General features: G+C 67.5%; 20 protein-coding genes. 11 read left to right on the forward strand and 9 right to left on the reverse strand.

Annotated elements, in window-relative coordinates:
• Nucleotides 1-7: 7 nt before the first annotated feature.
• Nucleotides 8-955, forward strand: coding sequence for a bifunctional lysylphosphatidylglycerol flippase/synthetase MprF (locus KUG41_RS09630; RefSeq protein ID WP_216903584.1), 948 nt, complete (start codon nt 8-10; stop codon nt 953-955).
• Here KUG41_RS09630 and KUG41_RS09635 read toward each other — a convergent pair.
• Genes KUG41_RS09635 through KUG41_RS09650 form a run of 4 tightly spaced genes read right to left on the reverse strand, consistent with a single transcriptional unit; the run spans nt 932 to nt 4,409 of the window.
• Nucleotides 932-1,771: an alpha/beta fold hydrolase gene (locus KUG41_RS09635; RefSeq protein WP_371734104.1), complete on the reverse strand. Its 840-nt coding sequence runs from the start codon at nt 1,769-1,771 to the stop codon at nt 932-934. The two genes, KUG41_RS09630 and KUG41_RS09635, sit on opposite strands and share 24 nt — an antisense overlap.
• Nucleotides 1,768-2,601, reverse strand: coding sequence for a PhzF family phenazine biosynthesis protein (locus KUG41_RS09640; RefSeq protein WP_216903585.1), 834 nt, complete (start codon nt 2,599-2,601; stop codon nt 1,768-1,770). The genes KUG41_RS09635 and KUG41_RS09640 overlap by 4 nt, the downstream gene beginning before the upstream one ends.
• 14 nt (nt 2,602-2,615) lie before the next feature.
• Nucleotides 2,616-3,590, reverse strand: coding sequence for a magnesium transporter (locus KUG41_RS09645; RefSeq protein ID WP_216903587.1), 975 nt, complete (start codon nt 3,588-3,590; stop codon nt 2,616-2,618).
• 9 nt (nt 3,591-3,599) lie between these two features.
• A complete protein-coding gene (locus KUG41_RS09650) occupies nt 3,600-4,409 on the reverse strand; it encodes an NYN domain-containing protein (RefSeq protein WP_254217069.1) in 810 nt (269 codons plus the stop codon).
• A gap of 91 nt (nt 4,410-4,500) precedes the next feature.
• On the opposite strand from KUG41_RS09650, the gene KUG41_RS09655 reads away from it, so the two are divergent.
• Nucleotides 4,501-5,508: an esterase-like activity of phytase family protein gene (locus tag KUG41_RS09655; RefSeq protein ID WP_216903589.1), complete on the forward strand. Its 1,008-nt coding sequence runs from the start codon at nt 4,501-4,503 to the stop codon at nt 5,506-5,508.
• Complete coding sequence (locus tag KUG41_RS09660) at nt 5,505-7,676, forward strand: PhoX family phosphatase (protein WP_216903591.1); 2,172 nt, start codon at nt 5,505-5,507, stop codon at nt 7,674-7,676. Before KUG41_RS09655 ends, KUG41_RS09660 begins: the two co-directional genes overlap by 4 nt.
• A gap of 17 nt (nt 7,677-7,693) precedes the next feature.
• Here KUG41_RS09660 and KUG41_RS09665 read toward each other — a convergent pair whose 3' ends face one another.
• The gene (locus KUG41_RS09665) at nt 7,694-8,464 is read right to left on the reverse strand and encodes a hypothetical protein (protein ID WP_216903593.1); all 771 of its coding nucleotides are present in this window, start codon (nt 8,462-8,464) and stop codon (nt 7,694-7,696) included.
• Nucleotides 8,464-10,149, reverse strand: a complete 1,686-nt coding sequence (locus tag KUG41_RS09670) for a VWA domain-containing protein (protein ID WP_216903594.1) — start codon at nt 10,147-10,149, stop codon at nt 8,464-8,466. Before KUG41_RS09670 ends, KUG41_RS09665 begins: the two co-directional genes overlap by 1 nt.
• A gap of 113 nt (nt 10,150-10,262) precedes the next feature.
• On the opposite strand from KUG41_RS09670, the gene KUG41_RS09675 reads away from it, so the two are divergent.
• From KUG41_RS09675 to KUG41_RS09690, 4 genes are all read left to right on the forward strand, one after another.
• On the forward strand, nt 10,263-11,279 hold the full coding sequence (locus KUG41_RS09675) for a substrate-binding domain-containing protein (protein WP_216903596.1): 1,017 nt from the start codon (nt 10,263-10,265) through the stop codon (nt 11,277-11,279).
• A 167-nt stretch (nt 11,280-11,446) separates the two neighbouring features.
• Nucleotides 11,447-12,586 carry a UDP-2,3-diacylglucosamine diphosphatase gene (locus KUG41_RS09680; RefSeq protein WP_216903597.1) on the forward strand — a complete coding sequence of 380 codons (1,140 nt, stop codon included), beginning with the start codon at nt 11,447-11,449 and terminating at the stop codon, nt 12,584-12,586.
• 532 nt (nt 12,587-13,118) lie between these two features.
• The gene (gene gghA, locus KUG41_RS09685; RefSeq protein ID WP_216903599.1) at nt 13,119-15,656 is read left to right on the forward strand and encodes a glucosylglycerol hydrolase; all 2,538 of its coding nucleotides are present in this window, start codon (nt 13,119-13,121) and stop codon (nt 15,654-15,656) included.
• A 240-nt stretch (nt 15,657-15,896) separates the two neighbouring features.
• A complete protein-coding gene (locus KUG41_RS09690; protein ID WP_216903601.1) occupies nt 15,897-16,421 on the forward strand; it encodes a mechanosensitive ion channel domain-containing protein in 525 nt (174 codons plus the stop codon).
• 96 nt (nt 16,422-16,517) lie between these two features.
• On the opposite strand, the gene KUG41_RS09695 is transcribed toward KUG41_RS09690, so the two are convergent.
• Nucleotides 16,518-16,706 (reverse strand): hypothetical protein, encoded by a 189-nt coding sequence (locus KUG41_RS09695; protein WP_216903603.1) that lies wholly within the window; start codon nt 16,704-16,706, stop codon nt 16,518-16,520.
• 254 nt (nt 16,707-16,960) lie between these two features.
• On the opposite strand from KUG41_RS09695, the gene KUG41_RS09700 reads away from it, so the two are divergent.
• Together KUG41_RS09700 and KUG41_RS09705 are read left to right on the forward strand one after the other, a co-directional pair.
• A complete protein-coding gene (locus tag KUG41_RS09700) occupies nt 16,961-17,302 on the forward strand; it encodes an SCP2 sterol-binding domain-containing protein (protein ID WP_216903605.1) in 342 nt (113 codons plus the stop codon).
• Nucleotides 17,303-17,378: 76 nt separating this feature from the next.
• Nucleotides 17,379-18,602 (forward strand): sodium:proton antiporter, encoded by a 1,224-nt coding sequence (locus KUG41_RS09705; RefSeq protein ID WP_216903607.1) that lies wholly within the window; start codon nt 17,379-17,381, stop codon nt 18,600-18,602.
• Nucleotides 18,603-18,634: 32 nt separating this feature from the next.
• On the opposite strand, the gene KUG41_RS09710 is transcribed toward KUG41_RS09705, so the two are convergent.
• Nucleotides 18,635-20,146, reverse strand: a complete 1,512-nt coding sequence (locus tag KUG41_RS09710) for a hypothetical protein (protein ID WP_216903666.1) — start codon at nt 20,144-20,146, stop codon at nt 18,635-18,637.
• A 289-nt stretch (nt 20,147-20,435) separates the two neighbouring features.
• On the opposite strand from KUG41_RS09710, the gene KUG41_RS09715 reads away from it, so the two are divergent.
• Both KUG41_RS09715 and KUG41_RS09720 read left to right on the forward strand, forming a co-directional pair.
• Nucleotides 20,436-20,885: a hypothetical protein gene (locus KUG41_RS09715; RefSeq protein ID WP_216903609.1), complete on the forward strand. Its 450-nt coding sequence runs from the start codon at nt 20,436-20,438 to the stop codon at nt 20,883-20,885.
• Nucleotides 20,886-21,181: 296 nt separating this feature from the next.
• Entirely contained in the window at nt 21,182-22,435 is a 1,254-nt protein-coding gene (locus KUG41_RS09720; RefSeq protein WP_216903611.1) for an EAL domain-containing protein, read from the forward strand.
• A 185-nt stretch (nt 22,436-22,620) separates the two neighbouring features.
• Here the strand turns inward: KUG41_RS09720 and KUG41_RS09725 are convergent, their stop codons facing one another.
• The gene (locus KUG41_RS09725) at nt 22,621-26,640 is read right to left on the reverse strand and encodes a magnesium chelatase subunit H (protein WP_216903613.1); all 4,020 of its coding nucleotides are present in this window, start codon (nt 26,638-26,640) and stop codon (nt 22,621-22,623) included.
• Nucleotides 26,641-26,648 lie beyond the last annotated feature (8 nt).

Raw genomic sequence — 26,648 nt, forward strand, 5'->3', positions numbered from 1 at the left:
CCTGGTGATGGTGCTGCGGCCGGTGCTCCAGCCGGCCGGCGCGAGCGAGGCGGAGCACCGGGAGGCGGCCGCCATCGTGGAGGCCCATGCCCAGGCGTCGCTGGCGGCCTTCACCCAGCTGCCGGACAAGACCCTGTTCTTCAGCCCGTCCCGCCGCAGCCTGGTGGCCTACGGAGCCCGAGGCCGGGGAGCGATCGCCCTGGGGAATCCGGTGGGGCCCGCCGAGGAGCGACGCGAAACGATCGCCGCCTTCCGCGACCACTGCTTTGGCAACGACTGGCAGCCCGCCTTCTACCAGACCCTGCCGGACCACCTGGATCTCTACCGGGAGCTGGGGTTCCGGACCCTGAAGATCGGTGAGGAGGGGATCGTCGATCTGGCGGCCTTCAGCCTCAAGGGAAAGGCGGCCGGCCCCCTGCGCACCCCCCTCAACAAGCTGCGCAAGCTCGGCCACAGCGTGGAGGTCCATGGGGCGCCGCTGGGCGATCCACTGATCGAGGAGCTGCGGCCGATCAGCAGGGAGTGGCTGCAGCGGATGAAGGGGGCGGAGAAGATGTTCTCCCTGGGCTGGTTCGATCCCGACTACTTGCGCGGCACGGAGATCGCCCTGGTCCGCACCCCGGCGGGGGCGATCAGCGCCTTCGCCAGCCTGCTGGTGGGGGTGCGCCCGGGCGAGGTGGCGATCGACCTGATGCGCAGCCGCACCGACCTGGAGCCCGGCACGATGGACGTGCTGTTCATCTCCCTGCTGCAGCACGACCAGGAGGCCGGCTTCAGCCGCTTCAACCTGGGGCTCTCGGCCCTCTCCGGCCTCGGCGACAGCCAGGAATCCCCGCGGCTGGAGAAGGCGATGGCCGGGCTGGCGGATCACCTCGACCGCTTCTGTGGTGCTGGCGCTGGTGCGGCTGGATGCAGGGGACCGGCTGCTGGATTACCTGCGTCTGGGCTGATCTAGCCCCTCGGCGGCAATCCAGTCGACGATGGCGCTGTTGACCACCTCGGCCTGCTCCACCATCAGCACATGGCCGGCGTCCGGACGATGCAGGTGACGGCCCCGCACGAAGCGGGCCGCCAGGTCGTCCCCCATGGCCTGGCTGAACATGGGATCGCGACCGCCGCTGAGCACCAGGGCCGGAACGTCGCTCCAGGGGCCCGGGTCGGGGCGGCGGTGGAAGTCGTAGCCCCAGAAGATCTCCATGGAGCGGTAGGGCTCGGCGGTCACCGGGATCGGCGATTCGGCGCAGAAGCGATCCAGCCGGGGATTGCCCGGGTTGCCCATGCCGCGGCGATGGAGAGCCTGGAACGCGGGCAGCCGGAACAGGTGCCGTCCCGCCGACCCCATGGCGCGCACCAGGGGCCGCTCCCACCAGGGATCCAGCTCGTGGGTGCCGCCGGCGATCAGCACAAGGCCCCGCACCGGCCGGCGCCGGGCCCACTCCAGGGCGAGCGGCACTCCATAGCTATGGGCACAAAGAAGGGGAGCGTCGATGCCGAACCGTTCCAGCAGCCGGGCCAGATCGCGCCCGTGGCGGCCGATCGAATAGCGGCGGCTGGGGCTCGACTGGCCGTGGCCGGCCAGGTCGCAGGCCAGCCACTGCCAGCGCCGCTCCCGGCAGAGCTCCACCTGGGGTCGCCAGTTGAAACGGTTGCCGAGGGCGCCGTGAAGGAACACCAGGGCCGGGGGGCCACCCGGGCCGTGGGCCACCTGGAGCGTCATCCCCCGGCGCAGGCGGCAGGCTTCCCCCTGCAGGGGATCGGAGGAGGCCGTCACCCGTCGAGGGGGCGGACCTGGCCCGCCACCCGGATCGAGCCGCCGGGTTCTGCCGGGATGCCGGCCTCCAGCAGGGAGCGGCAACCCATGTCCTCCCCCTGCACCACCGTGATCCGGCCGCCATGGGGCCAGCCCCGCTGCTGCAGATAGCCGGCCAGGGCGGCGGTGGCCGCACCGGTGGCCGGGTCCTCGTAGACCCCGCCGATGGCGAAGGGGTTGCGGCTGTGAAACCTGCGTGGATCTTCCGCCCACACCAGCAGGATCGTCAGCACCCCCGCCTCCCGCATCAAGGCGAGTCCCGCCGTCATCTCGTAGTGCATGGCCGCCAGGGCGCGGCGGCTGCCCAGGGGCAGCAGCAGGTGGTCGGCGCCGCCATGGACGATCGCCGGCGGCAGGGCGGGATCCAGATCGCCTGTGCCATAGCCGAACAGGGCCAGGGCCTCCGCCAGCGGCTCCGGCTCCAGGGGGCGGCTGCGGGTGGGGGGCGACTGGAGGGCGGCGCTCCAGCGCGCTCCCTCGCGCCGGCCTTCCACGGTGATGGCGGCGTCGTTGAGCATGAGGGGAAAGATGCCGTCGCCCAGGCGCTCGGCCAGGGCCGCCCCCAGGGCGACGGTGGCGTGGCCGCAGAAGGGCACCTCGGCAGCGGGGGAGAAGTAACGCACCCGCCAGCCCTCCCCCTGCGGGGCGGCGAACACGGTTTCCGAATCCCCCACCGCGGCGGCGATGCGCTGCATTTCCGCCGCTTCGGGCAGGTGCTCGCCGATCACCACCCCGGCGGGATTGCCGCCCCGGTCGCCGTCACTGAAGGCCGCCAGGCGCTGGACGTTCATGGCCGCGGGGGTACTCAGAGCAGTCTGCTGGCCAGGCCGAAGTAGAGGGCGATCGAGGTGATGTCGGCCACCGCCAGGGTGAGGGGGCCGGAGGCGATCTTCGGGTCGATGCGCAGGGCGTGGAAGAGGGCGGGGATGGTGAGGCCGTAGAAGCAGGCGGCCGCCACGCTGAGCACGATCGTGGCGGCCACGATCAGGGCCGCCGGTCCCATGCCCAGCCACAGCATCAGCACCAGGGCCACCAGGGCGGCGCAGGAGAACCCCAGCAGCAGGGCGGTGGTGAGCTCCCGCCGCAGGGAGCTGCGGTACCAGCGCCAGGTGGGCGGCGAGAGCTGCAGCGACTGGATCGAGACCGTCATGCTCTGGATGCTGACGCTCTCGCCCAGGGCCAGCACCAGGGTGAGGAAGAAGGCCAGGGCGATGCTGCTGGCCAGGGTGAGCCGGAAGACACTCACCAGCAGGGCACAGGCCAGGCCGCTGGCGATGGTGGCCAGCAGCCAGGGAAAGCGGAAGCGGAAGGCCCGCAGGGGCGAGGCGCCGCGCACCTGGGAGACGCGGAAGCCCAGGGTCTCGAACAGGGCCGCCGCCTGGGCGGGCTGGTCGGGCAGGAAGTCCTCCTCGCTGAACATGGTCACATCGACCACGCCCACCACGTGCTGCTGGGCGTTCACCACCGGCAGGGCCAGGAAGCGGTGGTCCGCGAAGGCCTCGTGGGCCTCCAGGATTGTGGCGTCCTCCGCGATGGTCACCGGCCGGCGCACCATCAGGGCGGCCACCAGCGTGTCCTCTGGGGCCGAGAGCAGGCGCCGCAGGGGCAACACACCGATCAGGCGCCGCTCCTCGTCGAGCACGTAGAAGTAGACGATCCGATCGGCGATGTCGCGGCGGCGCAGGCTGGCCAGCGCCTCCGCCACGGTCTGGCGGGACTCCAGGCAGGCCACGGCCCGGCGGGCGATGCTGCTGATCGGCTGGTGGAGGGTGTCGAGCACGGGGCGGCCTCAGTCGTCCTCCCGGGCGCGGACGTACACCACGGTGCGGTTGCCGCTGGGGGCCTCCCGCTCGTCCACGTCGAACAGGGAGGGGCAGCCCCGGACCAGATCGGAGAGCTTCTTGTAGCCGTAGAGGCGGGTGTCGAAATCGGGCTGGATCTTCTGCAGGTAGCTGCCGAAGGTTCCCAGCTGGGTCCAGCCCGATTCATCCACCGAGCGATCCAGGGCCTCCATGAGGAAATCGGCGGGAATCAGCGGATGGCCCGCCTCGGGCCGCTCGGCCTCTCGCTGCTGCCGGGGTTCCTCGGCTTCGGCGGCGCTCTCCTCCCGGCGGGCGGCGGTGCGCAGCACCTCGGTGAACAGGAACTTATGACAGGCGTTGCGGAAGGCGGCCGGTGTCTTCTCCTCGCCGAAGCCATAGACCAGCAGCCCCTCCTCCCGCAGCCGCACCGCCAGGCCGGTGAAATCGCTGTCGCTGGTCACCAGGCAGAAGCCATCGAAGCGCCGGGTGTACAGCAGATCCATCGCGTCGATTATCATTGTGCTGTCGGTGGCGTTCTTGCCCACGGTGTAGGCGAACTGCTGCATCGGCTTGATCGAGAACTTGTTGAGCAACTTCTTCCAGGAGGCGCTCTCCGGCGAGGTGAAATCGCCATAGATGCGGCGAACGATCGCCTCCCCGAAACGGGCCACCTCCTCCAGCACCGCCTCGATCACCGCGGCGCGGGCGTTGTCGGCATCGATCAGCACCGCCAGGCGCTTGCCGATGTCCTCACCGCCGCCGCCTCCCGCCGTCATGGCACCGGATGGGGATGTCATCCCTCTGCCCCCAAGGGCTTTCGACCCTACCCGCAGGGCCGCGTGTTCCCCGATGCCGCCGTCGCCCCGGGGGCCACGGAGAATCTGTGGGATGGTTCTGCCGCTCGCCGCCGCACCGCCACCCCTGCTGCCCTGTCCTGCGGCGGCGGGCTGGGAGCTGGTGGCCCGCACCCGGCTGCCGCGAACGGACCGTCAGGGCCAGCCTTCCGGTGGCTTCTCCGCCGCCAGCTACGCCCCCGAGCAGGATGCGCTGCTGCTGCTCAGCGATGCACCCGGGGGCAGCGTGAGCGCCTGGAGCGGCCTGCGGACCATGGACCGCCTTCCCCTGAGGCCCCTGTTCCGGCTGGAGCTGAAGGGATCAGCGGAAGCCGCGTTGCCGGCGGAGATCGACGGCGAGGGGCTGGTGGTGCGCGCAGGCCGCCTCTGGGTGGCGAGCGAAGGGCGGCGCAGCGCCGCCAGGGAGGCCCAGCTGCTGGCCTTCGAGGCGGCAAGCGGCGAGCTGGTGGCGGCCTACCCCCTGCCGGCGGATTGGCAGCCGGCCCCGGGGCGGGGGCTCGCCGCCAACCGGGGCCCGGAATCCCTGGCCCTGCTGCGCCGGCCCGGGCAGCCGGACGCGCTGCTGATGGCTGCCGAATCGCCCCTGCTGCAGGATCCGCCCGGGCAGGTGAGGCTGCTGGCCTGGCGCCTGGGGCCCACCGGACCGGCGGCCCGCCCCCTGGCCCGCCTGGCCATTCCCGCCGCTGAGGGCTGGGGACTCACCGATCTGCTGGTGAGCGGCGGCTCCGACTCGCCGCCGGGGTTGCTGGCCCTGCTGCGCCGCTTCCAGGCGCCCGATCGCTGGCAGGCGCTGCTGGCCCACTATTTGCTTCCCGAGGGCCGGGCCGATCCGGAGGCGGTGCTGGAGCCCCTCAGTCGCTGGGATCTGCTGGAGGCCGGGCTGCCGCCCGACAACTGGGAAGCCCTGAGCCCAGGGCCCCTCCAGGCGGATGGGCGGCCGAGCCTGCTGCTGGCCGCCGACGACAACTTCAACCCGTTCCAGGACAACCATCTGGCCCTGCTGGTGCCCCGCCGCAGCACCCCCTGCCCTGCGATGCCATGAACCGCCGCGACCTGCTCTCCCTGCTCGGCCTCGGCGCCGCCTCTCTGGCCGCCACGGCCAGGCCGTCGACCGGCGCCCCGGCCGGCCGCGCCCCCTTCCCGCCGGTGCCCACCCCCCTGCCCGTGCCCAGCGACGGGCTGGATGCGGCCGGCCAGCGACGCCGCTACGCCCGCGTCGAACTGGAGGACCGGCTGGTGCTGCCGGAGGGCTACCGGGCCGAGGTGCTGGCGGTGTGGGGGGATCCGGTGGCCGACGGCCGCTTCGGCTTCAACAACGACCACCTCTCCTTCCTGGCCCTGGGGCCGGATCAGGCCCTGCTGACGGTGAACTTCGAGTACATCAGCCCCAGGACCTGGCGCGAGGGCTACACCGAAGCGGTGGGCGAAGCGGGGGGCGGGGATCTGCCCTTCGAGGCGCTGATCGAGGCCCTGTCGCCCGCCGGCGGCCGGGTGGACGCCAGCTCCCTTGCCGAGGATGACCCCCTGCTGGGCCAGATCCGCCGGGTGGCGGCGGCGGCCATGGCCGATCTGGGCGTCGGCGTGATCGAGCTGGAGCGGGAACCGGAGGGCCCCTGGCGGCGACGGCCGGGCATCTTCGATCGCCGGATCACGGGCCTGAGCGGCTGGCGCGATCCCGCCGGGCGGCTGGGGGTGACGGGGCCGGCGGCGGCCGTGTTCCGCAGGTGCGCGCGGCTCGGCTACGACGACGGCCTGGGGGAGGCGATCATCGGCAGCTTCGCCAACTGCGCCGGCGGCGAGACCCCCTGGGGCACGGTGCTCAGTGCCGAGGAGAATGTGCAGAGCCAGGTGCCGGAGGCCGTGCACGCCGACGGCTCCTCGGTGGCCCCCGCCGCCCGGCCCTTCGCCTGGGACGGCCAACGGCTGGACGGCCTGGGCAATCCCTTCGGCCTGGCGGGCAACAAATACGGCTGGATGGTGGAGATCGACCCGCGCCGCCCCAGGGCAGCGGCGCTGAAGCACAGCTGGCTGGGCCGCTTCCGCCACGAGGCGGTGGCCGTGAAGGCCGAGGCCGGCCAGCCCCTGATCGTCTATTCCGGCTGCGACCGCCACGGCGGCCACCTCTACCGCTTCGTGAGCAGCGGAACGATCATTGATCCGGCCGACCCGGCCAATTCAGGCCTGTTCGCCCAAGGACGCCTGGAGGTGGCCCGCTTCGATCCGCCGGCCGCCGGTACCGGCGGTGAGGGCCGGGGCCGCTGGCTGCCCCTGGAGCCCTCCACGCCGGTGGACCCGCTGACGCCCGCCCATTTCGCCCGCTTCGGCCTGGAGCAGGCGGTGCTGCTGCCCCACAGCGACCGCCGCCAGCCGGGAGCCGAGGCCTTCGCCAGCGAGGCGGCAGTGGCGGCCTACCGGCGCCGGTTCCCCTCCCTGGCCGAGCTGTATCCCGGCGAAGGGGAGGAGCAGATGGGGGCGATCCTGATCGATGCCCACCTGGCCGCCTGCGCGGCGGGGGCCACCCCCGGCGCCCGGCCGGAGGACACGGTGATCGATCCGACCAGCGGCGATCTGCTGATCGCCTTCACCGCCGGCGGCGGCAGCGACGACGGCCGGGCCGACCCCGCCATCTTCCGCGGGCCCCAGGGCCAGCCGACCTGGCCCTACGGCTGGATCATGCGCCTGGCGGATGGCGGGCCGGCCCGGGGCGGGAGCTTCCGCTGGCGGATGGTGGCCACCGGCGGGGCGCCCTGGCAGGGGGGTCTGGGCTTCAGCAATCCCGACAACCTGGCCGTCGACCGGCGGGGGCATCTGTGGATGACCACCGACCGCTCCACCAGATCCGCCGATCTGGACCTGTTCGGCAACAACAGCTGCTGGGTGCTGCCCAGCCGCGGACCGTCCGCCGGCGAGGCCTTCTGTTTCGCCACCGGGCCGATGGAGTGCGAACTCACCGGCCCCTGCTTCGATGCGAGCGAATCCACCCTGTTCCTCGCCGTGCAGCACCCGGGCGACGACCACGGCAGTCGGCCCTCCCTCGAGGCCCGCGAAGCCCAGTCCCACCGGCTGGTGGACCGCTCGGGGCGACCCTTCGAGCAGCTGCGCTGGGTGCCCCTGGGCTCCAACTGGCCCTCCGGCGTGCCCGGCCGCACGCCCCGCCCAGGGGTGGTGGCGATCCGGCGCCTGGCGGGCGGGCCGCTGCTGGATGGCTGAGCAAGGACGGATCGGGCTCAGACCGCCCCGGCATCCAGCAGCCGCTCGATCTGATCAAGAGCGTCATCGAGGGGTTCGATCGCCGTCGCCATGGCGGCATCGCTGGCCTCGGTGCTGGGCCACTGGCGATCGATCAGCCGGCGCAGCTGCTGCAGGCCGCCGTCGATGGCCTCCAGACGGGTGGCCAGGGCCAGCAGACGGGCCTCCCGTTCGTCCATTCCGCGGCGGGCCGCATCCAGATTGCGGCGCAGCTGATCGCTGAGCCGGCGTCGTTCCTGCCGCAGGGGGCCCTCGGTCTCCTTCCTGAGAGCCTTCTCCTCCCGGGCCAGGCGCCGGGCCAGAGCATCGGGATCCAGGCGCACCCCCCCGCCGGATTCCAGCAGGGGTCGGCGCTGCTGCAGCCGTTGGGGAAGCTGCTGCAACCGCTCGCAGCACAGCTGGACGCTGCCCAGGGCCTCCAGATGGCCCGGATCGGTGAAACGGGCGATGGCCTCCTCCTGCAGGCCCACGGCCACCGCCCCCAGGTCAGCGGCGCGGGCCAGGGCCCCATCGAGGGCCGCATCGAGCCGCTGGTCATGGAGGCGCTGGCTTCGGCTGCGGCTGCGGCGGCCGGCCGCCCCCCGCCGGCCCAGCAGCAGGCTGAGGCCGAAGCCCACGGCCAGGGCGAGCGGGATCGCCAGCGGCAGGCCCAGCCCGGCACCCCGCACCAGCAGCACCAGGCAGAGGCCACCACCTGCCACCGCCAGGGGATGGTCGAGGGGGTTGGACCAGCCGGGTGCTGCCGCCATCAGAAGGCCATCTGGAGATCTTCCATGCGGCGACGGATGCTGTCGGGGGTGCCGCTGGCGAAATCGCCACCGTTGCTCTCGGCGATGCGGCGCAGCACCTCGGCGTCGAAATCCCCCTCGTTGCCGTATCCCATGGTGAACACACCGATGCGTTCATCGGTGGCGAAGCCACTGCTCCTGAGCTCACTGCCCAGCCCGTCGAGGCTCAGGCGCGAACCGTTGTCCTGGCCGTCGGTGAGCACCACGACCGCCAGGATCTCGCCGGGGCGCCGGGTGCTGCGCAGCCAGTCGCGACCCTGGCGGATGGCGTCATAGAGCACCGTGCCACCCTCCGCCTGCAGATCGGCGATGAAGCGTGAGCTGCGCTCCGCATCGGCGCCGTTCCCTGTCACCACCACCGGCGGGCGCAGGCGGTTGTCGAAATCGAACAGGCCCACGGTGTCGCGGGGGCCGATCTGGGCCAGGTAGGCCTGCAGGCTGCGCTGGGCCGCCGGCAGCTTCTCTCCCTTCATCGACCCGGAACTGTCCACCACCAGGGCCACCCGCGACGGTTTCTTGGCCTGGTTGCGCCACAGGGTGATGATCGCCTCCACCACCTCCGGTCTGGGCGCACGCAGGGAGTCGTAGACGGCACGGGGATCGGCACCGTAGGCCGACGTGACACGGCTGGCCGGCACCGCCGGGTTGGCGGGCCGCAGGCCCTGCTCCGCCGCGAGCCGCTGGATGTCGTCGCGCTGCAGGCGCTCGATGAGCTGCAGGGCCGCCTGTTTCTCGGTGGGGGACACCCAGGGGGCATCGGGCAGGATCGCCCGCATGGTGCTGGAGTAGGTGGCGCGGGGATACACCGCCTGCATCGGCTCCTGATCGGCACTGCGAGCGGCGTTCACCGCCACCACCGACGACTCGTAGACCGATCCCACCGAGGCCCAGAAGGGCCCGTTGCGCTGCATCGCCCGGGCCAGCTCGTCGGTGGAGCTGCCGTAGCGGGTCACATGGCGCTCGATCGCCGTGACCTGCTCGCCGTGGGTGCGCACATCGGCGAGGGTGAGGGCCTCGGGGCGTTTCCCGGCAACCTCCGCCACCATCGCCACCAGGGTCTGGAGGCCTGAATTGGAGCGGGTTGGGGCGGTATGGACATAGCGGATCGGCTGGGAGGGACCGGCCGGATCCAGCTGGCGATGGTCGGTGCTGCGGGCCAGGGCAGCGAAGGGGTCGGGGCGATCCAGGCCCTTCGCCAGCGCCGGGGTGGTCATGAACACCATGGGGCTGGAGGCCAGGGCGGGCGCATCCGCCGCGGCGGGAATCAGCTCCCGGGTGGGCGCCAGCCGCTGCAGGCGATGGCGCAGCAGATCGAGATAGATCTCGCCATCCACCGACAGCAGGCTGGGAATGCGGGGGTCGTCGGCCGCCTGACCGCCCTGCAGCACCCCCCGGGCATGGGTTTCCATCTCGCTCACCACATCGCCGCTGCCGGCGGCGCGGCAGCGCAGCTGCACGGGGGTGCGGTCGGCCAGTCGCGGCGGGTCCAGGGCGATCGCCTTGGCCGCCTCATTGCAGAAGCCTTTGAGGGCGCTGCCCACCAGCATCTCCAGCTCCAGCGGCGGCGGCGCCAGCAGCTGGCAACCGCTGATCGGCAGGCCGAGGAGGGCGGCGGCGACAGGGGCCAGCCGCAGGGGCCGTGCCATGGGGCGGATCGAGGGGGTGGGCCCATTCTGCGGCGAACCGCCGGCGCGGCTCACCGAGCCGGTGGCGCCGGCCGACCGGCCGAGCAGACTGGCGGACCCATGGATGGCCGGTCTTGAGCGCGACCCTCACCCGCCGTCGCCTGCTGTCGGTGCTGATCGGCGCCGGGTCCCTGATCCTGGCCGCCGCTCCCCTGCCGGGCCTGCGGCGGCCCCTGGTGGTGGCCGTGGGATCGGAGCTGGCCGCCGCCATGGCCGAGATCGAACCCCTGTTCGAGCGCCGGCAGGGAGGCGTCGATCTGGTCTGGCGGGTGCAGGGCTCCCAGGACATGGTCAACAGGGCACAGGAAGAGAACCCGGAGCGGCCGCGGGTGCTGATCCCCGCCAGCAACGAACTGCTCGAGCTGCTCGCCGCCGCCGTGACAGGACGCGGTGAGCCGAGCCCGTTTCTGCAAACGCCGGAGCCGATCGCCCGCACCCTGCTGGTGGCGGTGGCCTGGCCGGAGCGGGCCCGGAAGCTGTTCGCCGATGACCGCTTCTCCTGGACCCTGCTGCGCCGGGCCACGCAAGCGGGGCAATGGGGCGACCTGGGCGCCCCGGCCGGGTGGGGCAGCGTCGATCTGCGCAGCACCGATCCGATGCGCTCCAACTCCGGCCAGCTGACCCTGGCCCTCTGGTGCCGGGGCCAGGACCCCCGGGCCTGTGCCGCCGGCCTGCGCCGGGCCGTCTACCGCCCGGCCCGCTCCACCGACATCCTGCTGCAGGAGTTCATCAGCGGCGGGCCGAACGAGGGCGACTTGGCGATGGTGTACGAAGCCTCGGCTCTGGCCCGCCGGCAGGAGGCCAGCCGACAGCGGCCGGGGGGCTATGTGCTGCTCTTCCCCGACCCCACCGTCGAGACGGTTCTGGCGGCGGCGGTGCTGCGGGGACAGGCGGCGGGCCGCCCGGACGACGGCGAGCGCTTCGTGGCCTTCCTGCGCTCGAGCGAAGGCCAGGCGGTGCTGGCCCGCCAGGGCTTCCGCGGCGCCGATGGCCGGGGGGGCAGCCCCGCAGCGCAGGGGGTGCGGCGTCTGCCGCCGCCCACGCCGCAGGAGCGGGAAGAGCTGCTGCGCTTCTGGCAACAGGCCGGCTGAGATGGGCCTGGGGCCAGCATGTGGTGTCGGCGATCACCGGAGCAGGTGCGAAGCGCTATGGACAGAAGTGCCCTATTCCCGGCGGCAAGGCCTATCCATCTGGAGTCAATATTCTCACTGTGGTGTTCTCCGCAGGAGAGAACTTTGCAGATCAGAACCGTGTCACTATGGCGGCGATTGGCCGCACCGACGTGCTCCGCTGCGACGCCCTGTTCATCTCCGATCTGCACCTGGGCTCCAATCAGTGCGAGGCCGGCCACCTGGCAGCCTTCCTGGGCTGCATCCGGCCCCGGGAGCTGTTTCTGGTGGGCGACATCATCGACCTGCAGGCGATCCGATTCAACGCCCATGTGGACGAGAGCTTCCTGACGGGGCTGATCGACGACCTGATGACGGGGAAGGGTGAAGGGCTGCTCGACGACAGGCGACTGAAGCGCCAGAACCTGCTGCGAACCTCCCACCGGGAGGTGCTGAATGGTCTGCGGGATCTGCTCCGCGCCGGCACCCGGATCACCTACATCCCCGGCAACCACGACGCCTACCTCCGGCGCTACGCCGGATACGACACCGGCGGCCTGGCGATCCGCAGGGAAGCCGTCTACACCACGGCCACCGGGCAACGGTTGCTGGTGCGCCATGGGGACGAATATGACGGCCTGGTGCATCTGCACGGACATCTCGCCGGCGCCCTGGCGCACCTTCAGGAGCACTACAGCGGCTGGGTGAACGGCGTGCTGGGCCTGCTGGATGGACGTCGACACGTTGGCGACGACGCCGGCCGCAGCGCCGAGCTGATTCTCCAGAGCGCCGTGGACCTGCTGGCCCGCCATCGGGAATGGCCGATTCCTGTGAGCCGGGGGCTGAGTTCTTCAGGCGGCTTCTCCCTGGCCTTCGCCCTGGAGAGCGCGCTCAAGGGCCGCACGGGCCACGATCGGCTGATCAAACGGCGGATCGTGCGCCATCTGCAGCGGGAGGGGCCGGCAGCCCCCGCCCTCGACGGACTGATCAACGGCCACACCCACATCCCCGAAGCCACGGCCCTGGCCCTGCCGACTCCAACAGGCGGTAACGGAAACCAGGGCCCCTGCCACATCAGTTACTACAACACCGGCAGCTGGGCGCGCAGCCAGCGCCGCCTCGGCCGCACCGGCCTGGTGGTGGCCGAGAACGGCACCATCGGCATGGTGCGCTTCGATCGCCGCCAGGGCATCGAACCCTTCCAGCCGCCACGCTTTCCGTTCAACACCTATCCGATGCGGCCCTGCCCTGGATGCGGGCAGGGGGTGGTGGATCTGGAGGGGGGTTAATGGGGGGTCTGATTCGACTGGGGCCGGGTGGATCACGGACCCCGCATGCTCCAGCTGGCCGAGCCAGATCCTTCCCAAGAGAAATAGACAATATTCACATGTATGCCCTTGCAGTCAGCACGTACTCAGAACGGATAGGGGATTCTATGTATAATGACAACGGCCATTTTCGGTTTTCGTCGAATGGCCTGCAACCTGATTCAGCTGTGCAGCTGGCCATAAGACCGTGGAGGCAATGGCGTGTACAGCCGTTGGCACTGAGGTATGACAAACGGGGACGATCACGGGGCCCAATCCGGCCCGAAACCATGGAACTCAGGCCAACTGATGTCCTCACAGGGCTCGATCAGCGAACTGGAACAATGAGCCCCGTCATGGGAGCGAAACGCGTGTCTGGAAGGCTGTAGCGCAAACTCGCCGCCCAAGGGGCTGCCGGTTCCATCGGCAACCCTCAACCCAACCGTGTCACCCTGAGGCTGCAGGTGGGGCGGCTGGCGGCCTGCCTGCGATGTGATCCCGCTCCGCAGACACCGTGTCCGAAGGCTCCTGTGCTCCCGTTTCCCTGGCTCCGGTCACACTCGAGGCCGGGCCCACGGCCGAGCTGCTGGCCTGGGCCGCGGCGATCGAGAGCAGCGACGCCACCACCCTCGAGAAAGCCCGTCATTTCGCCACCCGCCTCGGCGCCCACTGGCAGCCTGGCGGGCTCACCACAATCGGCTTCTGGACTCCGGAGCTCGCCGGGGACGTGGTTCAGCCGCGCAACATCCTGCTGGAAGTGTTCACCCCGCTGGAATCGATCGATCCCAGGCGCCCTGAGCAGATGGTGCGCTTCCATCGCCACGCCGTGCAGCTGGAGAAGCAGGGTGACTACCGCTGGGGAGTGGTGAGCGGCCTGCAGGCCGGCGACGCCGACACGATCGGCTCGCTCTACTGGCTGCGCTACCTCTCCCCCGACACCAACACCGTGCGCGTGGTGGGTGATCCCCTGGCGGCGTCCTACCCCTTCGGGGTTTACGCACCAGCAGAGGTCTACGACCTTGAGGGGCTGCAGCGGCGCCGGGCCGACCGTTCCTACTACGAAGCCATGGCCGCCGAGCTGGCAGCCCAACCGGTCGAGGATCATGGCAGCGTCCCGTCGGTGCATGGGATTCCCGCGCCAGGAAACATCCTGCAGCTGCATGTGCGCACCGCCTCCCCGAACGGGTACGTCTCCGGTCTCACCGCCCTGTTTCAGGAGCTGGCCCGCAAAGTGCAAGCCGGGGAGTCTCTCACCCCCGCCGAGACCAATCTTGTGGGGTACGACGCCGTTCAGCTGCTGCCCATCGAGCCCACGGTGGAGCTGAGGGCCGGCACGGGTGTCGAAGATGAAGCCTTCAGCCTGCGGCCCGAGGACGAGACCAGCCTGGATCCCGAGACCGAGATGATCCTGAGCACCTCAGGAGAAGTGAGGGTCAGGCTGCGCCGCCCGGAACTGCAGAACTGGGGGTACGACGTGGTGATCTTCGGCAGTGCCGCCACCAATCCGGCCCTGCTGGAGACCCTGCGCCCCGATGAGCTGGTGGAGTTCATCGCCACGTTGCACAACTTCCCTACCGGCCCGATCCGACTGATTTACGACCTTGTGTTCGGCCACGCGGACAATCAGGCGGTCGATCTGCTGAATGGACGCTACCTCAAGGGGCCCAACATGTATGGACAGGATCTGAACCACCAGAACCCTGTGGTGCGCGCGATTCTGCTGGAGATGCAGCGCCGCAAGGTGAACACCGGTGCCGATGGGGTGCGAATTGACGGCGGCCAGGACTTCAAATATTTCAATCCACTCAGTGAGCGAATGGAGTATGACGATCCCTATCTGATGGCCATGGGTGATCAGGTGCAGGACATCGGCCCGGCCCGCTGGCGGGCCTTCGTGATCTACGAAGACGGGAGGCCCTGGCCGGCGGAGGGCTGGGAGGAGATCTCCACCTACCGCGATCTGGTGGAGCTGCGCCCGGAGGCCTACCAGTGGGGACCGCTGATCTTTGCCCACAACACGCCGGCGTTGCAGGGGTTCTGGGCGCGGAAGTGGCGGCGGGTATGTGAAAAAATGAAATTCGGTTCGCGCTGGGTCACCGGCTGCGGCAACCACGACACCCTGCGCCGCGGCACCCAGGTGGCGACGACGGAGGCGATCAACCCCCGCCTGGGCGACACGCTGCCTGACGTGCTTGCCAATGCCTACGACAACCCGGCGATCGGGGCCCTCACCTACGGATTCGGCCCGGGGTTGCCGATGGACTTCATCCACTGTCTGATGCGAGCGCCCTGGGGATTCTTCCGCAACACCGATGACCGCTACGGCGTGAAGGTGGTGGCGGAGGAAGGGCCGGGATTTCTCGACTGGCAGATCAGCGCCGAGCAATTCAGTGATCCTGGCCTGTTTCCCACGCTCAAGCAGCTGGGGTTCAAGGAGTTCGAAGCGCTGCGACAGTTCCTTGCCGCTCTCGGTGAGGCGATCTCGGCCGTCGACTATGACCTCGAACGCATGGCTGCGGCCTGCCGGAGCGTCGCGCCGGTCGGTGCCGACGGCGCTGCCCCCGTGGTGGATGTGGCCTGGCTGAAGGCCTTCGCCCTCCGCTTCATGGAGGACATGCACGGGGCCTGCAACATCTGGCGGCACGAAGATCGGGTGAAGCCCGAGCAGGCGACCTACAACCTCGCCCTGCGCCAGTTCCGCCATGCCAGGCCCTGGCTGCGCGAGAACCTGGCGGGCAGCGACGACCGGCTGGATCTGCTCACCACACCCGCCACCACCATCTTCTATGGGTTGCGGAGGCCACCCCTGCAGGGCGAAGAGGCCGTCCCCCCGCCCGGCTTCGGCGGAGGCTCAGCGGTGGCCCTTGTCGCCCATATGGGCGGGGAGGCGATGGCCATCCGGCTGCCGGAATTGTTCCCGGATCAGACAGCCGGGTGGTCACTGCGGCTGGGCTCCCCTGGACTGGAGATCTCGGCAGGCCAGCTGCTCGGAGAACCGATCATCCTGGAAGACAGCCAGGCGCTGCTTCTGGAGCCCCTGGCCGCCCCCTGAGTGGCTGGGGAACAGGGGGCAGGTCCCCGGATCTGAATCCATTCATACCAAGACCCAGACGATTCAGGCCTAAGTCAAGGAGGGAGCTAGCCCCCAGCTGCAGGCTGTGGTGATCTGCTGCGGTGCAGTCGACCTTCACGGTGTCAGCAGCAGGCCCCCCATCGCCGACCAGACCTTGCAGGAACCAAGAGGCTGGCGACTTCACCTCCCAAAGATCCGCTACCGATCCACTCCAATCCAATGGAACAGTATTCCACCCAGATTCTTGAGACCCTTGCCATCATGCTCGCTGCAGCAGTGGCACGACTGATTTTCGTTGCGGCAATCAAAGCTACCCAGCGAAAATACTCGTACGGGAAACCCAGGGCAACAGTGATCACAAAGATTCTGGACTTTCTGCTCTTCTTTGTAGCTGTTGGCGGCTGCCTCTCGATCTGGGGCGTGGAACGGTCTGATCTGATCTTCTTCCTGTCGTCAATGCTGACAGTCATTGGGATCGCCTTCTTTGCGCAATGGTCCATTTTATCCAATGTTACATCAACAATAATCATCTTCTTCAGTCATCCTGCTGCCATCGGCGACAAGGTCAAGATTCTTGATGTTGAATTTGCCGTAGAAGGTACCATCGTCGATATTGGACTGTTCTTCATCGTGTTGCAGGCAGGCGACGGTTCCGTGCTCTCCATCCCAAACAATCTGTTCATGCAAAAAGCAGTTGTCAGACAGAAGAGGCCGAGGCCAAGCCTGAAGATGAAGGAGGCTTGAGATAACACAAGCCTCAGTATTCCTCAATATTGTTTTCTCATTCTAGGCAGTCTTGGGCTGCAAGGAAAGCATGGAAATCACAGGGGGTTGCCATGCCTATGGCAGGGATGCTTCGTCCAACGGGATTCCGATGGCGTTGCCGGCCAGCTCACCAAACCGGGTCGGGATGAAGCCCAGCGTGCTCTGTGTCGCTCTGAGTCTGGAGGCCGCCGGCACCGCACAGTCGTGCTCGGCAAGAACCGTGAAGAGTTTCATCGCTATTCCGCTCTGGGAGATGGTTGGCATGAACCGGACCCTTATGCCCGGTAACCGGACCCTAAAAAGCTCACTGACAACACCACAACGTTGCAGCGTGCAGCAATCAACAACACTTTCTGAAGTCACTACATGCGGTTCAGCACGTAGAGCTACGGAAGCCCTTTCGCATGGAATATGGGCAGTTCTGTCCCGTGGCGAAGGCCACGGAGTTCATGGGTGAGGTGGGCACGTCAACACCTCACAGACACTGACTTGACCTGGACCTGGACCTGGACCTTTTGATGCTTTATCTGCAGCGCAGCGTGGTGCCAGAAAACCTGATCGGCCATCAGACCGTGGTGCGCTTCACGTTCACCGACATTGCCGACATGTCCGACTGGTGGCTGCTGGTGGTGGACGAAGACGTGGAGATCTGTGTCAGCGATCCAGGCAAGGACGTTGATGTCTATCTCACCACCAGTGTCCGGACCATGGCAGGGATCTGGATGGGGGATACCACCTACCGAAAGGCTATCGCCTCCGGTGACCTCAAGGTCGACGGCCTCAGGGCGCTGACGCGTAACATTCCAGCGTGGCTGGGAAACAGCATCTTTGCTGACATTCCTTCAGCCAGCGAGATTTGATCTCTGGCCTCAAGGGCCGCCATGCCCACCAGCACCAAGACTTGAGGAACTGCAGCCGACGACGCACGCGCCCCCCATGCTCTCCATTGAATCTATCGAACTGCTGCTCCTGGTGGCGGCGGTGGTGGCCATGGTTGCCCGCAGACTGAGGCTCCCCTACAGCGTGGGGCTGGTGCTGGGTGGCATCGTGCTGGCCTGGACGCCTTTCGCCCCTGACATCCCGCTGACGCGGGAACTGATCTTCAACGCCTTTCTGCCGCCGTTGATCTTTGAGGCGGCGATCTACATCGCCTGGCCCTCGCTGCGCAATGACCTGCCGGTGGTGCTCACCCTGGCCACGGTGGGGGTGGTGCTCTCCGCCGGCATCACCACGGCGGGCATGCACTACATGGCCCACTGGAGCTGGCCGGCCGCACTGCTGTTCGGTGTGCTGATCTCGGCCACCGATCCGGTGTCGGTGATCGCCACCTTCAAGGAGGCGGGTGTGCACGGCCGGCTGCGGGAGCTTGTCGAGGCGGAGAGCCTCCTCAATGACAGCACCGCCGCCGTGGGCTTCGGAATCGCGATTGCCTTCGCCACCGGCGCCACGATCACGCCGCTGGGCACCGTTCAGTTCCTGGCGGTCACGATTGTGGGTGGCGTGGCCTGCGGTGCTGCTGTGGCAGCGGCCTTGCTGGTCCTGGCCGGCCGAACCGAAGATCCCCTGGTGGAGATCACGTTCACCACGATTGCCGCCTACGGCTCCTTCCTGCTGGCGGAGCACCTGGAGGTGTCGGGGGTGCTGGCCACCCTCACCGCCGGCATCATGCTGGGCAACCTCGGGCCCCTGGGCGCCATCTCCCCCAAGGGGCGGGAGGCTGTGCAGTCGTTCTGGGATTACGCCGCCTTCGTGGTGAATTCGCTGATCTTCCTGCTCATGGGGATGCTGGAGGCGCACCAGAACTTCACCAGGGTGCTGCTGCCGATCGGCATCGCCATCGCCCTGGTGACCGTGGGACGGGCCCTGTCCACCTACCTCTGCTGCAGCCTGTTCAGGGGCTCACCCCTGCGGGTGAAGGCCAGCCACCAGCACGTTCTCTTCTGGGGAGGCTTGCGCGGCGCCCTGGCCCTGGCCCTTGCCCTGGGCCTGCCGAGCAGCCTCCCCTACCGCGACGCCGTCGTGACGGTGGCCTTTGCCGTGGTGGCCTTTTCAGTGATCGTGCAGGGGCTGTCGATCACTCCGCTGATGCGCTCCCTCGGCGAGATCGGACCGACCGGCACCGACACGGCTGGGGACATCGCCGTGGATGCCAGCCTCTGAGAGATGCTGGATCATGGCTGAAACAAGACGACTTACCAGACATTCTCTATCGCATTCATGACTCTCAGGTAGGCCGGCACCTCTTTGCTGTCACCACCATCCTCCTGGCCGCTGTCGTCGGGGATGGCCCGCCTGGCTGTGTCAGCGATGACAGCATTGGCCAGCAGCTGCAACGCCTCAGGGCGATCCAGATTCTGCAGAGCCTCGGAATAGCGACGGCTGTGGGAAGGACGGACCGATTCCTGACAGTAGTTCGACAGCTCACGGCTCTCAGTCATCACCAGGAAGGCGAACGCCTTGGTGTCGCTCTTGCCAAAGATCGCCATGTAGAGGAGGTTCACCATTGAGGCGTCATGCACCTGGATGCTGTAATTGATCAGAATCTGTGGCCAGTAGCGCAGGGCCTTAAGACCTTCGAGCCCCCCTTTCTTCACACCCGCCTGTTCACACCACTGCTCGAATTCATCAACATCATTGGGGCAGCGTCCCAGCATTCGCATGCCCTCCGCCAGGATCTGCCCAGCCTGGAAGTTGCGTGTGGGTTTGCCGAACACTGGCAACATCATGCTGCCGCGTACATCGGCCACGATGGCGGTGAGCTGGGTGAAGGTGTGGTCGCGCACCTTCTCCATGTCACCACCACGGTTCAGGGTGGCTTCAATTCGTTGCACCCCGTAGCCAAGCTCGGTGAGTGGAAACGGCTGGCGGCCATAAAGCTGTGGGCGATCTTCCCGGCGCATTGAAACCGTGGAGGCCTGATCCAGGCATTGGTCCAGCAGCAGGGTCAACAGGGTGGGCAGAACACCTGTATTCTCAGCATGGTAGCTATAGCCAAATCCCGCAAAGATTGAAGAGATGTTTTTTGCGGCCTTGATGTACTGAGCCTCCACGTTGTGAACTCCCGGAGACACCTGGATGTTCGGCGACAGCCGGTCGAGCAGTCGGGCTCCAAGCAGGGCGGTGATCGCACTGGGATGGCAGAAGTTGGCCGTGAAGCTGTCCACGGGATCCCGCAGGGCGCCGTGGCGATGGAAACCTGAGAAGAACGCCAGGTTGGGCTGGCGCTCGCAGAGCACATAGGATTCGTTGCGGAGAGGGTCGTGACTGAACGACCCCGCCAGGCAGGCCAGCACCACCTGCTCCCGGTCCAGCTCACGCCGGAGCTCACAGGCTTCAAACAGGTCCTGCTCCATGTGGTTGCTGTTCGCGGTCAGCACCACCAGATCGCAGAGCTCGATCAGGTCGCGCAGGGTGTACTCCTGCAGGCGGCCATCACGCTCGTGGCGAGCCATCTTTTCCAACGTGGCGACGTGGGTCGGATCCATGCCCGACAGGTCAGTCGGAGAGAAGGCCCCGAGCAGGGAACGACCCGGTCGTGGCGCCAGCAGCAAACGGTCCCCGCCACCATGCATGGCGCTGTTGTAGGCCAGGGAAGCCGGGTAGAGGCCGATGCTGTAGAAGCCCACCAAGCCCTGCTCGAGGTCCAGGATCCTGTTCCTGACGGTGGCCTGCTCAAGGGTGTCGGCGAAGAAGCTGTTGCGCATCGGCTGGGTGTTTCGTGCTGACAGGTTGTTCAAGCCGACAATATGGTCTGAGGCCGACAAGGTTTTGGTGAGGCTCAGCAGCCAAGGACCTCCCATCCCTCTGCCCGCCTACCACCGATCGGTCTCAACCGCCTGCTCTGGCAGCATCTCCACCAAGGCAGAGGCTTTACTCAACTGGCCGCTGAGCAAAGAGTCAGTGAAGGCAAGGCATGGAAGTGGCTGCCACGCTTCTGTTCTAGGTGAGGAAACGGCACTGGCCGAGTGACGGAGGGTGCCGCTGGAGCAGGCCGTGAAGCTCAGGAACCAGCGCTGCAGCCTCCCGAGGACCACCCGGAGCGGAACCGGCCTGCGGGATCTGCACCGCCATCTGGCCGGCGCCCCGGCGGACCTGCAGGATCACTGCAGGGGCTGGGTGAACGGGGTGCTGAACCGGCTGGATGGGCCCAGGCAAGGGGGCAACAGCAGCGGTCGCAGCGCCGAGCTGATTCTCCAGAGCGCCGTGGAGCTGCTGGCCCGCCACTGGGAATGGCCGATTCCGGTGACCCGGGGCCGGAGCTCCTCCGGCGGCGTCTCCCTGGCCTTCGCCCTGGAGATCATCCTCAAGGGCCGCTCGGGCCACGACCGGCTGATCAACGGCCACACCCCCATCCCCGAAGCCACGGCCCCTGCCACATCGCGTCCTCCAACACCGACAGCTGGGCCCGCGGCCAGCGCCGGCTCTGCCGCACCGGCCTGGTGATGGCCGGGAACGGCACGATCGGCGTGGTGCGATCCAACCGCCACCAGGGCATCGAACCCTTCCGGCCATCTCACCAGCCCCCTCCAGAAGGGCCACAGAACGGGCGATGAGTTAAGGGATGGCTAACGAACTGACGAATGACAAATCAGATGGCAAGATAATGATGCCGGTCTTACGGCTTTTCGACCATAAGCAGACATGTGGATAGCCGAGTCAGGACTCAGATTGGCAATGGCCTTCCTTAGAGAGTCGGGAACGTCAGATAGTGGTCGAGAGCGCCATTGACGACGATGCAAGTGAACGACTCCCTCTCTGATTTTGTAGGCCTGGATGCCGAATCGTCCGGCACGCTCTCCGACGATCTGCGACGGCTGCTGCGCGCGATCCGGGATCATCTCGAGATGGACGTGGCCTTCGTCTCCGAGTTCACGGGCGGCCAGAGGGTGTTCCGTTCCATCGACTCTTCCAATGACACACCCCCGATTCGGGTGGGGATGGGACACCCGTTAAACGAAAGCTATTGCCTCAGCGTGGTCAATGGCCGACTGCCGGAGCTGATTCCCGACACTGCGGATGTGCCAGAGACACTGAAGTTTCCAGCGACTCTGGCGTTACCCGTGGGGGCTCACATGAGCGTTCCCATTCGCCTCAAGGACGGTCGCGTTTACGGAACATTCTGCTGTTTCAGTTTCGCTCCGAATCATTCGCTCAATGATCGTGACATCAAACTGATGCGCGTCCTGTCGGACACCGTCGCCCACCGGATTGACCAGGACGCCATTGCCAACAAGCTGAGCCAGGACATGCAGCAGCGGATACGGGTCGCACTGGCCACCGATTCCCTGTCTATTGCTTACCAGCCCATCTTCGATCTGAACCGTGGGGCGGTGGCCGGTTTTGAATCTCTCGCGCGCTTCAACATCGCCCCTCTACGCACTCCTGATGTCTGGTTCGCAGAGGCTGCGGTCGTCGGCAGCCGTATCGAACTGGAAATGAAAGCCATCGGAAAGGCATTAGAGGGTTTGCAGAGTTTGCCATCGGAGGTCTACGTGTCTTTGAACGTCTCGCCCGAGAGTGTGATTCGTGGCGATGTCGAGCGGAGTCTTCAGGGGATGCCGCTGAACCGCGTCGTCATCGAACTCACGGAGCACACAGTGATTGCAGAATATTTGAAGCTAGCGGAAGCGTTAGCACCTCTGCGGGAACAAGGTGTTCGTATTGCAGTCGATGATGCAGGGGCGGGGTACGCCAGTTTCCGGCACATCCTCAATCTCAAGCCGAACCTGATCAAGCTCGACATTGATCTCACGCGTGATATCGACAAGGATCCGGCGCGCCAGGCCCTGGCAGCGGCATTGGCCTCGTTCGGCCGCGATACGGGCAGCGACATCGTTGCCGAAGGCGTTGAGACAGCCTCCCAGCTGCGGGTCTTACGAGCGCTGGGTGTGAACAAGGCACAGGGCTACTACCTGGGCCGCCCGGTTCCGCTTGCCGTCGCTATGGAGTCCTGCCCTCCCGATCGCACCAGTAGAGATGGCTCAACAACCTGACAGCCAGACAACGTCTGGCCACCCTGATCGAGGGAAGGGACCACCTTCCTTCTGCCTGGAGACTCGTTCCATTCGTTTCCACTCCCGTTAGGGCTTCAGTGGGGTGACCACAATGAGGAGTTACGAGGGCGCAGACTCCTTCGTGATGAGACCTGATCGAGGTTGACTCACGGCCCAAGGGCCCGTCACCCTCTTGGTGCGGTCACCCCCTCGATCCGATCCTCGATCTCCTGGTAGATCTCCTGGAGCTGGGCGATGTTCTCGTCGGAGGTTTCCCAGTATCCGCGGCCGTTCACTTCCAGCAGGGTGCCCACGATGCGGCGGAAGCTGTGGGGGTTGAGGTCCATCAGCCGCTGGCGCATCTCCGGGTCGTTGATGAAGGTGTCGTTGGCCTCCTCGTAGACGAAGTTGTCGACCGCGCCGCTGGTGGCGCTCCAGCCCAGGGTGAAGTTGAGCCGCTTGGCCACCTCCCGCACACCCTCGTAGCCGGAATTGAGCATGCCCTCATACCACTTGGGGTTGAGCAGCTTGGTGCGCGAATCCAGGCGGATCGTTTCGCTCAGCGAACGCACCTGGGCGTTGGCGGTGGTGGTGTCAGCGATGTAGCTGGTGGGCGCCTTGCCGTCGTCGCGCAGGCCGGCGATCAGCTTGGTGGGGTCGGAGTCGAAGTAGTGGCTCACATCGGTGAGGGAGATCTCCGCCGAATCCAGGTTCTGGAAGGTGACATCGGCGGTCTTCATCGCCGATTCGAACACCTGCCGGTTCTGGTTCATCTCGCCCGGGTTGTCGGCGTTGAAGGCGAAGGTTTTGCGGGAGAGATACATCTCCTGCAGTTCGCCCTCCTCTTCCCAGGTGCTGTTCTCCACCGCCAGGTTCACATTCGAGGAATAGCTGCCGCTGGCGTTGGAGAACACCCGCGTGGCCGCCTCCCGCAGGGAGATGCCCTGCTCGGCCGCCTGCTCCTGGCTGTGCTTGCGCACGAAGTTCATCTCCAGGGGCTCCTCGGCCTCGGCGGCCATCTTCACGCCCTGGTCGATCAGGGCCATCTGGTTGATGAACAGATCCCGGAACACCCCCGAGCAGTTCACCACCACATCGATGCGGGGCCGGCCCAGCTCCTCCAGCGACAGCAATTCCAGTTTGTTGACCCGGCCGAGGGAATCAGCCACGGGGCGCACGCCGATGAACCAGAGGATCTGGGCGAGGGATTCGCCGTAGGTCTTGATGTTGTCGGTGCCCCAGAGCACGCAGGCGATCGTTTCCGGCCAGGTGCCCTGCTCGGCCTTCTGGCGTTCGATCAGCCGGTCGACCACCACCTTGGCCGCCGCAATCGCCGCCCGGGTGGGGATCGACTGGGGATCGAGGGCGTGGATGTTCTTGCCGCTCGGCAGCACACCGGGGTTGCGGATCGGATCCCCGCCGGGGCCGGGCAGCACATACTCGCCATCGAGAGCCCGCAGCAGGCTCTCCATTTCCATGTCGGCGCAGATCTGCTCCAGGCAGAAGCGCAGGTAGGCGAACTGGCGATCGAGCTCGCCGATCTCCACATCCGGGAAGCCCGCGGCCCGGCAGGCGCTCAGCCAGGGGCTGGGCAGCCGGTAGCCGAAGCGCTCGATCAGTTCGAAGAACCAGGAGAAGCGCCGCTGCAGGCTCACCCGCCCGTCGCTGCCGGTCACCTGGCGCACCATGGCCCCCACCGCCGAGCGGCAGGCCTCGGTGATCACCTTGTTGAGCTCCACGTCGGCCAGCACCCCTTCGTCGTTGCCGCGGTACACATCGGTGATGGTGCGGCCCCGGCTCTCGGCCAGCAGGGCCGGCAGGGAGCGGATGCCCTCCTCCTCCCGCTCCAGGGCGGCGATGCTCACCAGGGTGGCGATCGCCTCCTCGGCGGTGGGGGGCTTGCCGATGGTGTGCAGGCCGCAGGGAAGCAGCCGGCTCTCGATCTCCATCAGCTGGCGATACACCGCCCCCACCACCCCGTCACGGCCGTCGATCTCCAGCTCCGAGGCATCCAGCTCGGGCAGGGTCACGTCCTTGTCGAGGTTGCACTGGCGGGCGGTTTCGATGATCGCGTTGACGATCTGCACGCCTCTGGAGCTCTCGCGCAGCTGCTGGTAGGAACCCACCAGCTCACCAAGCTCCTTGAGCCCCTTGTAGAGCCCGGCGTTCTCCGCCGGCGGGGTGAGGTAGCTGATGGTGGAGGCATAGCCCCGCCGCTTGGCGATCGTGGCCTCCGACGGGTTGTTGGCGGCGTAGTAGTAGAGGTTCGGCAGGGCGCCGATCAGGGAATCGGGGTAGCAGGTTTCGCTCATGCCCATCTGCTTGCCCGGCATGAACTCCAGGGAGCCGTGGGTGCCGAAGTGCAGCACCGCATCGGCGCCCCACACCTTCTCCAGGTAGGTGTAGTAGGCGGCGAACCCGTGGTGGGGGCTGGCGCTGCGGGAATAGAGCAGCCGCATCGGATCGCCCTCGTAGCCGAAGGTGGGCTGCACCCCCACGAACACGTTGCCGAAGTGGCGGCCGTAGATCAGCAGGTTGGTGCCGTCGGAGTTGAGGTTGCCGGGGGGCTTGCCCCAGTTCTCCTCCAGCCGCTCCGAGTAGGGCGTCAGCCGCTCGTACTCGGCCACGCTCATGCGGTGGGCGATGGCCAGCTCGGGAGCCCCCTCCAGGGCCTCCGGATCGCTCAGCACCGCCTCCATCAGCTCCTTGGCGTTGCGGGGCATGCCGTCCACCGTGTACCCCTTCGCCTTCATCTCCTCCAGCACCCGGTAGATCGAACCGAACACGTCGAGGTAGGCGGCGGTGCCCACGTTGCCCTTGTCGGGGGGGAAGCTGAACACGGTGATGGCCAGCTTCTTGGTGGCCCGGGGCTTGATCCGCAGCGAGGCCCAGCGGATCGCCCGCTCGGCGATGGCATCCACCCGGTCCTGCAGGGTGTGGGCCTTGCCGGTGGCGTCGTCGCGACCCGAGAGCACGATCGGCTCAATGGCGCCATCCAGTTCGGGGATGGCGATCTGCAGGGCCACCTGCACCGGGTGCAGGCCCAGGTCGCTCTCCTCCCATTCCTGGGTGGTCTGGAACACCAGGGGCAGGGCCACCATGTAGGGCCGGTTGAGCCGCTTGAGGGTCTCGATCGCCTTGGGGTGGTCCTGGCGGGCCGGGCCGCCCACGAGGGCGAAGCCCGTGAGGCTCACCACCCCATCCACCAGGGGCTGCTCCGGCCTGAGGGGGTCGTAGAAGAAGGTCGACACGGGCCGGGAGAAATCCAGACCGCCGCAGAACACCGGGATCACCGTGGCGCCCCGGTACTCCAGCTCCTGGATCACGGCCACGTAGTGGGCGTCGTCGCCGGTGACGATGTGGCTGCGCTGCAGCACCAGCCCGATCACCGGCCCCTGGCGGGCCTGCTCGCTCAGGTCGGGCCGGCTGGCGCTCCAGTTGAGGTATTCCTTGAGGTCTTCGAACATCCCCGGCGCCAGAGGGTGCCAGATGCCCAGATCCGGGAACACCACCGGGTCGGCCACGGTCAGCTGGGGCCGGTCCGTGTCCCCGCGGGGGAACACATATTTGTCGGCCAGCATCAGCAGGAAGTTGCGCAGGTTGTCCGGCGTTCCCCCCAGCCAGTACTGGAAGCTGAGCATGAAGGAGCGGGCGTCCTGGGCCTTCTCCACCGGCAGGTACTTGAGCACCGTCGGCAGGGTGTTCAGCAGCTTGAGCATGGCGTCCTGGAAGCCGGCCCCATTGGCTTCCTTGCGCTTGCGCATGAACTGGGCGATGGCGCTCTTGCTCTGGCCCAGCTGGGCCATCGAGAAGCTGCCCAGCTTGTTGAGGCGCATCACCTCCGGCATCGAGGGGAACACCACCACCGCCTTGAGCCGGTCGCGGTGGGGGGCCACGGCCTCCACCACCTTCTGGGCCAGGTCCTCGAGGAAGATCAGCGAGGCGATGAACACATCGGCGGCGGCCACATCAGCGCAGAAATCGGCGTAGTTGGCCGGATCGCGCAGCTCCTCGATCAGGTAGCCGCTCAGCTCCACCGCCAGGGGGCCGTTCTGGTCGTTGAGGCCGGTGGCGGCGGTGGTGAGGGCGTTCTGGTACTGGGGTTCGAGCACCACGTAGACGGCCTTCATCACCACCCGGTCTGTGGCGCCATCGGTGGGGGCAGGGCTGACCCGGCGGCTGGCGGAACGGACCTGCGTGAACATGCGGGGGA

The organism is Synechococcus sp. CCY 9618 (genome assembly GCF_019038415.1).
GTDB lineage: Bacteria > Cyanobacteriota > Cyanobacteriia > PCC-6307 > Cyanobiaceae > Cyanobium.